This window comes from Bacillus sp. ISL-55 (assembly GCF_018613155.1).
Taxonomy (GTDB): Bacteria; Bacillota; Bacilli; order Bacillales; family Cytobacillaceae; genus Mesobacillus.
In genome coordinates, this window is sequence record NZ_JAGGQU010000041.1 from 1 (window position 1) to 12,563 (window position 12,563).

The following is a 12,563-nucleotide window of genomic DNA, read 5'->3' on the forward strand; positions in this document are numbered from 1 at the left end:
TAAAAAATGCAAGAGTCAAGTTATCATGATAACTTCCAGACACATTATGAGCTCGGGAGAATTTTCTGGGCGAAAAATACTCCGCCTAAGTGGAGAAGTTGAGGATTACCTCTAGAAAAGCGCAGTGTTGAAGAGAAAAATAAGCATGAATCTCATTTATTTTGGCAGATTTAGGACTAAATTGAGAAAAACGAAATAAGTTTTTATAGAAGCCCGGCTTATGCTGGGTTTTTCTATACAATTCCTAAGAACCAAAAAATGGGAGGAACATCTAGAATGGCAGACATACTACAAGGGTTTGTTGATACTTATGTCCAGTTTTTCAATTGGGATATGTGGGTCGAGGTTTTAACGGATCCTGTGAGTTGGGGGCTAATCGGAACGCTCGTCATCCTCGAAGGGCTTTTATCTGCTGATAACGCCCTGGTGCTGGCTGTGATGGTAAAGCACTTGCCGGATAAACAAAGGAAAAAAGCGTTGTTCTATGGACTACTGGGCGCATATGCGTTCAGGTTCATCGCAATTGGGATAGGTGTTTATTTAATTGAGTTCTGGTGGGTGAAGGTACTAGGTGCTGGTTATCTGGCCTGGCTGGCGGTTAAATACTTTATCGAAAAGAAAAAAGGCGAAAGGCAGGATAGCGGAGAAGTCGCAGGAATCAATCAAAGCGGTCTGCTGATCCGGTTGTTTGGTACATTCTGGGGTACGGTTGCCGCAGTGGAATTAATGGATATTGCGTTTTCAGTGGACAGTGTCCTTGCGGCTTTGGGCATCAGCGAGGAAGTGTGGGTCCTGCTTCTTGGCGGTATGCTGGGAGTTCTGATGATGCGAGGTGTTGCAGGAATATTCCTTAGATTGATTGAAAAGATCCCTGAACTGGAGACGACTGCCTATATCCTGATTTTTATCATATCCGCAAAAATGTTGGCTGGCGTCTTTGGCATCCATATAGAACATGCCCATTTCTTTATTCTGTTGCTGATTACTTTTACGGCAACGTTTGTATTCCACTACTTGAACAAGAAAAAAGCTGAAGCAAGTGAGAAGCAAAAAAATGTCCAATAAAGGAACCAAGGAACGGATTAGATACAGGTCTGTTCCTTTTTTTTTTCCTGATCAAACATAAATTCTACTGCTCATGATAATCGGTGATTTCACCTACAGATCTCCTGATAAACAAGAATATGCAGGCAAATGATACATAAATGAGTAAAAAGATGACTGTGAAGAGGAGTAAAGAAGAAGCTGCCGGAATGATTAAGACGGTGAAAATAAGTGAATAGAATATTAGATCAACTAAAACAAGATGGCCTGAACACATTGCCTGGATGACCTTCCGCAACTCCATCCGCAAATCCTCAATAGGTTCTCTTTTAAAAATAAATCGCATGTGATTTCACCTTCCTGGTTTAAGTATTCATCTATATGCATGGACAGGGATAAAGGTGAAATTCAGGGTTTATAAACTTTCATGAAACTTTTGATAATGTAGTCCGTACTGCTATTATGAACCTTAAAGATGTTTCATTAAATATGTTATGATAATTAGTATAATCAGACAATTTAACGTTAATTTTAGATTTTCGTCCTCAGCGGGAAGTGATCCTATGTATTCGCCAATGAACCAATTAATAATCCATCCATTGCCTGTTACATCTGACAACTGGCTGGAACTGTTAACTACTCCGGCAAGTGAGAGACCATTTTACAAAAAAGATGGTGGGCTCATGCATATCGGCCAAGTAAAAGCTGTTTTTATTGGCATTCCGCATGATGAAGTTGAGTATTATAACCAATTGTATGCCTATGTTCACTCAAATGGACTAATCTTATTAAATGATCTACTGCTGAATAATTCAATGGATTTCGCTCAAATAAAATCAAACCAGAAAATAACCGAAATTTACGGTGAACAACAGTTGTCAATAAAACAATTTGTGGAACTCCTGGTTCAAGAAAACTTACTCCCTACGTCAGAAAACTTCCTGATAAATAGACAGATAAAGGAAGCATTGATTAAAATGATTGAACTGAATTTAAGAAATGAGAAAGATGGGCTGGTGAGCAAGGAGTTCATCTCTATTCTTAACGATGTTATATGGTGGACCTTCCATCATTTGAATCACCATTTAAAGAAAGCGAATCCTGAGGAAGGTATGCCTGCCTTTCTATGGTATGGAAACTACAGGAAAAGCCATCAGTATCTGTTATACTTTCTGATTGAACTTGGGTGTGATCTGGTTACTTTCACACCGGCGGGAAATGACGTATTAGCCATAACCTCGCTGGATTGGGAGAAACCATTTGTTCATATTTTTCCGGAGACAGGCATTCCAAAGCCATTTCCAATTGAAAAGAGTATGCAGACCACCACAGTGGCATACCGGGCATCTAAGGAAATTGAAAATATCCTAAACTATGAAGGAACTGTCTTTTATAAACCTTGGCAGTTGAGAGATTACGTACCTAAAGCCATTACCTTGAAGACAACATATGACGAATTGTTTATAGTTTCCAGGGAAAAGGCGATGATCAGACCATATTTTGAAGTGGAGAACAGAACGGTTAAGATTCCTTCATTGTTTGCAAAAATTAATGGTGTCACAAGTAATCGTCGCGAGTATTGGAACCGCCTCCATGGATTAATTTTGCAGGAAAATACCTATCTCGTTAAAAGTTTGCCATTTTCTCCAGGTACGAACAATGACTTCCGATTTCATTTTCGTAAGTCTTTAGACCACGATGGGCTGCTCAATCCGGAAAAGATGACAGGGGCCCATTATTGGAAGTATAACCACTTGCCTTCTGGCCTGCAGAAAGGCCTAGCTTCAGCCATCAGAAATATATGTGCTGCTCCGAAACTGAAGCCTCGAAATAGTGAGAAAGAGGACGATGTAAAGGTATATTTGTTCAACCAGGCGATGCAGATTCCAGAATTCATTTTGAAAATACTGCAGAAATTTGATTACTCCGAGAACGTGCCTAAGCTGATCGTTTTTAATAATCAACTTAATGGATCGCTGACGAGGCCAGATGCTGCGCTGCTGCTGTTATTAAATCAATTAGGTGTTGATTTGGTGATTTATAACCCAGCAGGTCACAATGACATAGAAAAATACATCGATAAAGGCGCATTCGTATCCCACTGGCTGGAGGATGTTGTATTTGAACAAGAGCTAAAGGAACCTTCCGCACTTAAAAAAGTGATTTTTCAAGGCATCTTAAAAATCCTAAGGAGAGATTAAGTTGATGAATCCTATTCCTGGTCAGAATGCCAACCTCTCAATTGAAAATTTAAAGGAACAGTTGAGTAAAGCAAAGGTTTCCGATATAAAGTTGGCATTAAGGAATGAACCTGAGGTGCAGAGTCTGGCACGAAGCATTGATGAACACGATATCATCAAAATTCTCGAATACGGAAAGGAACCAGCTGTTGAAGTTTCCCGCTTCTCCGATCAAATCCTTAGCGTTATGCGGACAAACAATCTAGAGGATTCAGGACAGTTACTCAAGCATCTGGGAAAGATCATGGACCGTTTTGACAAAAAGGATTTTGAAAAAGCCTCCGGTGGACTGATTAGCAGGTTATTCAAGAGAAGCGAAAAGATGCTTAATAGGCTTTATAGCAAATACCAGACTATGGGGATGGAAATAGAACAGGTATATGTGAAAATCTCCAAATACCAGAGTGAGATGACAGAAATGACATCCATGCTTGAACGTATGTATGAAGAGAACCATCAATATTACCTGACGCTTGAAAAATATGTGGTGGCTGCAGAGCTGAAATTAAATGAATTGAAAACAACAAAGCTTCGGCAACTTGAACAAAATGCTATGAGTGGAGAACCAATGTCAGTATTGGAACTAGATTCACTTAGGAATGCAGTTGAGCTTCTTGAACAGAGGATCTATGACCTTGGAATGGCTAAAGTGGTCGCACTTCAGACTGCACCGCAAATAAAGCTGCTTCAGCGAGGAAATGCCAAGCTGATTGGCAAAATAAACTCGGCATTTGTCACGACCATTCCAATTTTTAAAAATGGCTTAATACAGGCTGTTGCAGCAAAGAGACAAAAGCTGGTGGCAGAATCACTGAAAGAGCTTGACCGGCGTACGAATGAAGTGATGATCAGGAATGCCCGTAGTATAGCCGGTCAAAGTGTTGATATTGCCCGGCTATCAGGTACACCAGGCATCAAGCTTGAGACGTTAGAAGAATGCTTTCATATCATCATTAAGGGAATGAAGGAAACTAAAACCATTGAGGAAGAAAACAAGCTGATCCGTAAAGAGGGGCAGCAGCGCTTGAAACAGTTAATGGAAAACTATAAGAATAGTCCTCGCCGATAAATGCTCAATCAATAAAAAACTCATCCAACTCCTGATTTGGGTGAGTTTTTTTGATTTGCATTTTCAAGGGTCTTCCTAAAATTCTCAGTCAGCAGGCAAGCAGTCATATGTTATAATTTTAGTAGATTACTATAGAGAAAATCCTCTAAATTACAACTCAACCACACATCTTCAGAAATACACTTCAGGAAAGGGGATATACAATGCGTAAGGTTTTTCAAATATTCGTTGTTATCTCACTTTCCTTATCACTGCTTGGCAGTTCCAATGCCAATATGGATGGCATTTTTCTATATGAATATCCTAAACAATCCCTACTATATGAATCTCTGGAGCCGGAAAACGTCCCTCTTGCCGGTAAGCTGATTGTTCTGCCGGAAAATGAATTTGATCAAGGGGAAGCAGCGCAGATTATTAACAGGCTTATGCTCCTTCCTGAAAGCATGATCCTTAAAGCGGTAAACAGCAATATTAAAGTGAAGTTATTTGAAGGCAGATTGACGGATAATCCAAGTGCCAGCCACTTGAAGGGGATTGTTCCGCGAGGCTATACATCTGAAAAGACCTGGGATCAGGTCCCGGGGATTGGAGGTTCAAGGACCGTTCTTGTGAAAATTGGTAGCAGTGAGAAAGGGAAGGGCCACGGATCTGTAAACCTGGAATTGCATGAACTCGCACATTCTCTTGACCGCCATGTTTATGACGGAATCAGGCATGAAGAAAGATTTTTGAAAATCTGGAAGCATGAAAGCAGGCTGCTCTTCCCGGGCCGTGCTTATTTCCTTGATTACCCTGAGGAATATTTTGCCGAAAGCTTTGCGATGTTCTATATTGGCGGACTGCCGGCAAAACTGCTGAAGGAAGCTGCACCGCAAACCTATCATTATATCGAAGGCCTTAAGTAGGCCTTTTATTATATTCTAGTGTATCGTGGCAGGAAAAACGGAATCCCGTAGCAAAGTTATAAGAGAATTCCAAATAAGGGTATATCCTTCCACCATTGTTGATTTATTTGCTAAAATAAGAAAAAGAAATCGAACGTTTTGAAGGGCAGGGAAATTCATGAAACAATATCTAGAACTTTGCGAACATGTCTTGAATACTGGTGTAAAAAAAGAGGATCGGACAGGTACTGGCACCATCAGTACTTTTGGCTATCAAATGCGCTTTAACCTCCAGGATGGATTTCCGCTGCTAACAACGAAAAAACTCCACTTAAGATCAATCATTCATGAACTTCTGTGGTTCCTGAATGGCGATACGAACGTGAAATACCTGCAGGAAAATGGGGTGCGCATCTGGAATGAATGGGCAGATGAAAACGGAGAATTGGGACCTGTCTATGGCAGCCAATGGCGTTCATGGACAGGTGCAAATGGAGAAACGGTAGACCAGATTTCAGAATTGATTCATACAATTAAAACTAATCCTGATTCGAGAAGGATGATTGTCAATGCCTGGAATGTGGCTGAAATCGATAAAATGGCCCTGCCTCCATGTCATTGCATGTTTCAGTTTTATGTAGCTGATGGCAAGCTTTCCTGCCAGCTGTACCAAAGATCGGCAGATGTGTTCCTGGGCGTGCCATTTAACATCGCTTCCTATGCGCTGCTGACCTTGATGGTCGCTCATGTCTGCGATCTTGAGCCTGGTGAGTTCGTTCATACTTTCGGGGATACTCATATTTACTCGAACCACGTGGAGCAGGTTAAACTGCAGCTTACCCGGGATCCTAAGCCATTGCCGCAGATGAAAATCAAACCTGAAGTCAAATCAATATTTGATTTTAAATATGAAGACTTCGAGTTGGTAAATTATGAAGCGCATCCGCATATCAAAGGGGCTGTCAGTGTATGATATCACTAATTTGGGCAATGGATGAAAACCGGGTCATCGGATACCATAACCAGCTTCCCTGGAGGCTTCCGGAGGACCTGAAGTTCTTTAAGCGTATGACGATGGGACATCCCATAGCTATGGGAAGGAAAACATATGAATCGATTGGAAAGCCGCTCCCAGGCAGAGAAAATATCATCATTACCCGTGATGAAAATTACGATCCTGAGGGCTGTACAGTAATGCATTCAATTGGTGAGATGTTAGCCTATGCCGCTGAGAACAAATCTGAAGAGATTTTCGTCATTGGCGGTGCGGAAATATTCAAAGAAGTCCTTCAGCATTCAGACAAGCTTTACCTTACGATGATCCATCACCAGTTTGAAGGAGATACGTTTTTTCCGGTGTTCGACATTGATAAATGGGAGCTTGAGTCGAGGGGAATTGGTCTGAAGAATGAAAAAAACCCCTATGAATATGAGTTTTTGATTTATAAGCGGAAGTAATGTCTAAGTGGCCCAGAATTTTGGGCTGCTTTTTTGTTTTTTTCTAACATTTGTTGACTTCGAGCCTTCGATCCATGTAATCAATAAATTATCAGAAGTCCTTAAGAAATTAATTGAAGTATATAGTCTTGAGCGATCTAATCCATTATAATGACAACAGAATAACATTAGGAGGATCCAATGCTTCGATTGATTGCGTGTTTTTTGTACATGGGTGGCTATCTTGTTTACACCATACCAAGACTATCAAGAATAAAAAGATTGCCTGAAGATTTGAAACCAGATATTAAAAAGCAACTGATTCATGATACACCAAAAAAGTGGGCTAAAACATTCATGGCACTGACAGGTTCACAGGTAGAGGTAGAAGGACTTCATCATATACCTGAAGGTCCGGTACTGTTTGCCAGTAACCATGAGGGTAACTTTGACATACCTGTACTTATAGGCGCCATTGAAAAACCATTCGGCTTCATTTCGAAAATTGAAGTGAAGAAGGTCCCGGTTTTATCTTCCTGGATGGAAGCCATTGATTGCGTCTTTATTGACCGGAAGAATCGTGACAAAGCTGCTGGCTCAATTATGTCAGGAGTGGAACTTTTAAAGAAGGGAAATTCACTGGTGATTTTTCCGGAAGGAACGAGAAGTAAAGGTGGTCCTGTAGGTCTTTTTAAAGCAGGAGGCTTCCGTCTTGCGAAAGATTCTGGTGTTCCGATTGTACCGATTTCAATCCAGGGCACGGCTGATGTATTTGAAAAAAATGGCCGTCTCGTCAAACCTGCAAAAATAAAAGTGATCATAAGTCCTCCAGTATACAGCCGGCAATATAAGGACAAAGGGCTGATTTCGCTGGCGGAAGAAATAAGGGATACGATTCTTCAATCTCGTAATGAAAAAAGGATTGCCTCATAATCATCCTTAAAGGTACTTTTCTAAAACTTTGTTGCTATTGCATTCAAAATGGGATTGAATTATCTATATATTTATAAAGTTGACGCTTCTTATGAGAAAAGATCAACTGTAGAATTTTAACAACGAAAACAGCTTCATATAAATGTCAACAGCCCCTGCTTGCCGCAGGGGCTGTTCATCTTTAGAAAATGGCTGGATGAGGTTATGGAGTTGTTATTCGAATTGTGCCAGGCTTTTCATCATTTGGGTGAATTCTGCGGGTATGCAAAAATCATCTGGTTTAAAGTTGTCGCGAATCCACTTTACCATTTCCAGCGGACTATTGAAGTACTCTCCGCTTGTATCACTTTTGCGAATCATGTAGCGGCCGTTATCCTCATCAAGTGTGACCTCTACGGGTAAAGCTCCGTCATAACTGTTTAATGAAAATTCCATTTCGTTCCCTCCAGCGTATTTTCGTTATTATATGTTATTTTACTACCATTTTATTCAACAGGAAAGCCTAAAATTTTAAATATTTAAAAAATTCAATACATAATGATATTTCATGTTATAATGGAAAAATTAATATTTTGCAAAGTGAGGGTGACAAAAATGGAACAAAAAACAGTGAAGAAAAAATGGGTGAGTGTAGAGGATATCCTCATTGCTTATCGGCATCTTAAAGAGGTTGTTGCCCACACGCCATTGCAATTGAACCAGCGATTATCTGAAAAATATGAAGCTGATATTTATTTGAAGCGTGAGGACCTGCAGCATGTCCGCTCTTTCAAGCTGAGGGGCGCTTACTATTCAATGAAGTTGTTGTGGGAAGAAGGGCTTGATAATGGAGTGGTTTGCGCTAGTGCCGGCAATCATGCTCAAGGTGTAGCATATGCTTGCCGGCAGCTTGGAGTGAACGGAAAAATTTATATGCCGGCGACAACGCCTGGCCAAAAAATCAGCCAGGTCGAAATGTTCGGTAGAGAGTTCGTCGATATCATCCTGGTCGGCGATACCTTCGATGATTCGTACCGGGAGGCTCGGGAGTGCGCTGAAAAAGAAGGACGGGAATTCATCCACCCATTCGATGATGAAAAAGTTATTGCCGGACAGGGAACCGTTGCGGTGGAGATCTTGAATGATTGTCAGGATTCTGTTGACTATATCATCGCAAGTATTGGTGGCGGTGGCTTGATGGCAGGATTGGGTACATATATAAAAAGCGTATCACCTACCACCAGGCTAGTTGGAGTTGAACCTAGCGGTGCAGCCTCCATGAGGGCTGCTTTTGACCAAAATAGTGTTATTCCCCTGAAGGAGATCGATACATTCGTAGATGGAGCAGCTGTAAAATGTGTTGGCAGTAAGACATATGAAATTTGCAAGGAAAATGTCGATAGACTAGTTGCAGTTCCAGAAGGGAAGGTGTGTTCATCCATTCTTGAACTATATAATGAGCATGCAATTGTAACTGAGCCGGCAGGGGCTTTGCCAATTGCTGCTCTTGACCTTCTCGGTGATGAGATAAAAGGAAAGTCTGTTGTATGTGTTGTAAGCGGAGGCAACAATGATATCAGCAGGATGCAGGAGATTAAGGAAAGGTCGCTGCTCCATGAAGGATTGCTGCATTACTTTATTGTTAATTTTCCACAGCGTGCAGGCGCGTTGCGTGAGTTCCTTGATTATGTACTAGGGCCTGGGGATGACATCACCAGATTTGAGTACACAAAGAAAAATAATAAAGAAAGCGGTCCGGCTCTTGTCGGAATTGAATTAAAGAGTAAACATGATTACCAGAGACTGATCGCCAGTATGGAGAATAAGGGTTTCGACTTCATGGAATTGAATAAGGACAATCAGTTGTTTAATTTACTGGTATAATATTAATAATAGATAATTAAGGATAGATGTTATAAAATAAGAAATGTCACACCTAGGTAGATTACGTAGACCTTTGTGAATTTCTTATGAACTTTCACGGGATTCCTCCACTTAGGGGAGTAAAAGTACTATAATCATAGTAGATTTACAATATGAAAAAGGAGATGTTGATATGTTATCAAACATCGGAGTTCCTGGATTAATCTTAATCCTTGTCTTGGCCCTAATTATCTTTGGACCAAAAAAGCTTCCAGAGATCGGACGTGCATTTGGACAGACGCTTCGTGAATTCAAGAAGTCAACTCGCGAATTGACAAGCGACGTCATGGAAGATTTCGAAGAAGAAAAGAAGGAAATTACGAAAGTTACTAAATAAGGTGTAAGATGCTTTTGTCTTACACCTTTTTTCTTAAAAGGCTTGTAAATGACAGGCTTTATTCAAGAAATGCACCAAACGGAATTGGCAGGGGATTGTTATATGGACGATAAAGAATTAAATCTGGTGGATCATCTCGATGAGCTGCGGAACAGGCTGATCATCTCGGCTGTCGCATTCATTATTTTCTTTGGCGTAGGTTTTTTCTATGTTAAAGATATATATAACTTTTTTGTCCGGGATTTGGACGTAAAGTTAATAGTATTAGGTCCAAGTGATATCGTATGGATTTACTTCATGCTTGCCACCATCATCGCGATTGCTGGTACGATTCCTGTATTTGCCGCGCAGATTTGGCTTTTTGTCAAACCAGCACTCAGGCCGATTGAAAGGAAAATATCACTTTCGTATATCCCGGCGTTATTCATACTATTCATCGTTGGTCTTGCTTTTGGCTACTTTGTGATATTCCCGACGGTTCTGAATTTCCTCGTGGAACTTAGCGGGGATATGCTCGTAACGAACTTTACGGCGGAAAAGTATTTCAAGTTCATCATGAATATGACTCTCCCGTTTGGAGTATTGTTCGAATTGCCGGTTGTCGTCATGTTTTTGACTTCGCTGGGAGTCATTAATCCTTACGTCCTGGTTAAGGTCAGAAAGTATGCTTACTTTATATTGATTGTGATTTCAGTCGTCATATCACCGCCTGATTTCATGTCAGATATCCTGGTTACGATTCCGCTTCTGGTTTTGTATGAAATCAGCGTAAACTTGTCCAAATTTGTTTACAAACGGAAGCTTAAGAAGGAAAAAGAATGGCAAGAGCAATATGGGGATATGGACGAGGATAGCGAAGAGGGATCATCGTTGTAGAATAAGATATGTATCAAGATCAATACGAGTATCAACAGTCATTCAAACGTGTGGAATTTCCACGCGTTTTTTTGTACCTGTATAAGAAAGTATAAATTTTCCACTTAGATTAGTGTCTAGCTCCAGCTCCTAGCCCCTCAAGACGTTTCGGCCCTGCCAATGAAGTCAAAGAGCGACTTCACTGTCAGGTCCTCCAACGCTTGTCGGGGCTGAACAAGGCGCTTGCGCTTTTCTAATCAAACCAGAATCATTTCTTAATGGGAAATTTGAAAATCACCAACGGTATTTCATTATCAGGAATCAAAAAAATCATAAAAAAATTTTATTATCTCCGTAATCAGACACATTTCGACCAGGGTTTAGGGTATAATATATTCAAACGGGTATAAAAGAGGATTGATATTTTGTTATTCAAAAGCCTAGAGTTCAAAAATGTTGTTGGACAGAAGGTTAAAGTCGTGGATATTCCTGTGTTGGAAGAAGAGAGCACCTATTATTTTATGATCCAAGTCCGTTTGCAAACTTTTATAACAGCGATCTATCAGGAAAGAAACGCAAGAAAGTTTTATTCTTTTAAAGAGTACTTAAAAAGAGTTATGAAGTGGCCGGATTATGAGCAGTTATTCAAATCGGTTGAATTGAAAAATAACGCCTGATGATTCATTTTTGAAGCGCCTGTCAAAGGCGCTTTTGTTCTTTTTACACAGTTGGTTTTTAGCCTAACCAATCGAGAGCTATTTTATCTTTACTGTCTAGCATTCTAAGACAAATTACAAGGATGGATGAAAATATTTTTAATTGCATTTCAGAATAGGTATAATAGTCATAATCTAGTGTTTTGATAGGGATGTGAATTTATGGCTAAAATTAAAATTGTAACTGATTCTACTTGTGATTTGAATAATGAGCTCATTGAAAAATGGGGAATTACCGTTGTCCCATTATCTATTTCTGTTAATGGTGAAAATTATTTAGATAGAGTGGATATCAGTCCAAAAGAGTTCATGGAAAAAATGAAAGCTTCTCCAGAATTGCCAAAGAGCTCGCAGCCGCCTGCTGGGGAATTCCTGAAGGTATATGACGAGCTGGCTGCAGACGGTTATGAAGTCATATCAATACATATGACAGGTGGTATGAGCGGTACAGTGCGATCTGCTGAAAGTGCCGCCCAGATGACAAGTGCAAAGGTGAACGTGGTTGATTCCCGCTTTATTTCGAAGGGGTTGGCGTTCCAGGTTCTTGAGGCTGCCCAAATGGCTGCTGACGGTAAATCATCTGATGAAATAATAAAAAGGCTAGATGAGATAAGAGAACAGACTCGCCTTTTTGTCGTCGTAGATACCCTTGAGAACCTTGTCAAGGGAGGCCGGATTGGCAAAGGAAAAGCGATGATCGGCTCATTATTGAATATAAAACCGATCGCATCTCTCGAAGGTGGAGAATATACTCCTGTCTCTAAAGCGAGAAGTCATTCTCAAGTCGTAAAGTACCTAAGAAAGCAATTTGCTGCAGATACAGAGGGCAAAACGATAAAAGGGATAGGTCTTACCCATGCAGAGGGAAAAGGTCTTGCTGAGAAAATAAAGGAAGCCGTCATTGAAATTTCCGGATACGATGACTTTACTATCGAAGATACGACTCCAATTGTAAGTACCCACACTGGGCCGGGCGCTATCGGGTTCATGTATTACTTTAAATAGCTTAATATGAAATATCGTTCAAGTCCTGAATTTAAAATTTCAGGACTTTTTTCGTTCTTTTTAACTAACCAAAGTTTTTTAAAAACACAGGATATTTAAAGGCTTATGTCGAATATTTTCAAATATTCACTTTAGCATAGA

15 protein-coding genes are annotated in these 12,563 nt (G+C 40.3%); 13 read left to right on the forward strand and 2 right to left on the reverse strand.

Features of this window, described 5'->3' with window-relative positions; translation table 11 throughout:
• Window positions 1–6: 6 nt before the first annotated feature.
• On the forward strand, window positions 7–102 hold the full coding sequence (locus J7E32_RS18650; protein ID WP_214910581.1) for a YpjP family protein: 96 nt from the start codon (window positions 7–9) through the stop codon (window positions 100–102).
• Between the two features lie 174 nt (window positions 103–276).
• Entirely contained in the window at window positions 277–1,065 is a 789-nt protein-coding gene (locus tag J7E32_RS18655; protein ID WP_214910583.1) for a TerC family protein, read from the forward strand.
• A gap of 64 nt (window positions 1,066–1,129) precedes the next feature.
• Here the strand turns inward: J7E32_RS18655 and J7E32_RS18660 are convergent, their stop codons facing one another.
• Window positions 1,130–1,390, reverse strand: coding sequence for a hypothetical protein (locus J7E32_RS18660; RefSeq protein WP_214910585.1), 261 nt, complete (start codon window positions 1,388–1,390; stop codon window positions 1,130–1,132).
• A 229-nt stretch (window positions 1,391–1,619) separates the two neighbouring features.
• Between J7E32_RS18660 and J7E32_RS18665 the strand changes: the two genes are divergently transcribed.
• The 6 genes from J7E32_RS18665 (at window position 1,620) to J7E32_RS18690 (ending at window position 7,607) form a co-directional block, all read left to right on the forward strand.
• Window positions 1,620–3,245, forward strand: a complete 1,626-nt coding sequence (locus tag J7E32_RS18665) for a YceG family protein (protein ID WP_286183528.1) — start codon at window positions 1,620–1,622, stop codon at window positions 3,243–3,245.
• 13 nt (window positions 3,246–3,258) lie between these two features.
• Window positions 3,259–4,353, forward strand: a complete 1,095-nt coding sequence (locus tag J7E32_RS18670) for a toxic anion resistance protein (protein WP_483297621.1) — start codon at window positions 3,259–3,261, stop codon at window positions 4,351–4,353.
• Window positions 4,354–4,556: 203 nt separating this feature from the next.
• Window positions 4,557–5,258, forward strand: a complete 702-nt coding sequence (locus J7E32_RS18675; protein WP_214910589.1) for an anthrax toxin lethal factor-related metalloendopeptidase — start codon at window positions 4,557–4,559, stop codon at window positions 5,256–5,258.
• Window positions 5,259–5,415: 157 nt separating this feature from the next.
• The gene (locus tag J7E32_RS18680) at window positions 5,416–6,210 is read left to right on the forward strand and encodes a thymidylate synthase (RefSeq protein WP_214910591.1); all 795 of its coding nucleotides are present in this window, start codon (window positions 5,416–5,418) and stop codon (window positions 6,208–6,210) included.
• Window positions 6,207–6,695 (forward strand): dihydrofolate reductase, encoded by a 489-nt coding sequence (locus J7E32_RS18685; protein ID WP_214910593.1) that lies wholly within the window; start codon window positions 6,207–6,209, stop codon window positions 6,693–6,695. The genes J7E32_RS18680 and J7E32_RS18685 overlap by 4 nt, the downstream gene beginning before the upstream one ends.
• Before the next feature lie 180 nt (window positions 6,696–6,875).
• Complete coding sequence (locus J7E32_RS18690; protein WP_214910595.1) at window positions 6,876–7,607, forward strand: lysophospholipid acyltransferase family protein; 732 nt, start codon at window positions 6,876–6,878, stop codon at window positions 7,605–7,607.
• 213 nt (window positions 7,608–7,820) lie between these two features.
• Here the strand turns inward: J7E32_RS18690 and J7E32_RS18695 are convergent, their stop codons facing one another.
• Window positions 7,821–8,042 (reverse strand): hypothetical protein, encoded by a 222-nt coding sequence (locus tag J7E32_RS18695; protein WP_041966956.1) that lies wholly within the window; start codon window positions 8,040–8,042, stop codon window positions 7,821–7,823.
• Between the two features lie 159 nt (window positions 8,043–8,201).
• Here J7E32_RS18695 and ilvA point away from each other — a divergent pair, with 159 nt between their 5' ends.
• The 5 genes from ilvA (at window position 8,202) to J7E32_RS18720 (ending at window position 12,422) form a co-directional block, all read left to right on the forward strand.
• Window positions 8,202–9,470, forward strand: coding sequence for a threonine ammonia-lyase IlvA (gene ilvA, locus J7E32_RS18700; RefSeq protein WP_214910597.1), 1,269 nt, complete (start codon window positions 8,202–8,204; stop codon window positions 9,468–9,470).
• Window positions 9,471–9,642: 172 nt separating this feature from the next.
• On the forward strand, window positions 9,643–9,846 hold the full coding sequence (locus tag J7E32_RS18705; protein ID WP_023627655.1) for a twin-arginine translocase TatA/TatE family subunit: 204 nt from the start codon (window positions 9,643–9,645) through the stop codon (window positions 9,844–9,846).
• A 102-nt stretch (window positions 9,847–9,948) separates the two neighbouring features.
• Window positions 9,949–10,722 (forward strand): twin-arginine translocase subunit TatC, encoded by a 774-nt coding sequence (tatC, locus tag J7E32_RS18710; protein ID WP_214910598.1) that lies wholly within the window; start codon window positions 9,949–9,951, stop codon window positions 10,720–10,722.
• Window positions 10,723–11,126: 404 nt separating this feature from the next.
• Complete coding sequence (locus J7E32_RS18715; protein ID WP_214910600.1) at window positions 11,127–11,378, forward strand: DUF2535 family protein; 252 nt, start codon at window positions 11,127–11,129, stop codon at window positions 11,376–11,378.
• Between the two features lie 201 nt (window positions 11,379–11,579).
• Complete coding sequence (locus J7E32_RS18720) at window positions 11,580–12,422, forward strand: DegV family protein (RefSeq protein ID WP_214910602.1); 843 nt, start codon at window positions 11,580–11,582, stop codon at window positions 12,420–12,422.
• The last annotated feature ends 141 nt before the right edge of the window (window positions 12,423–12,563 follow it).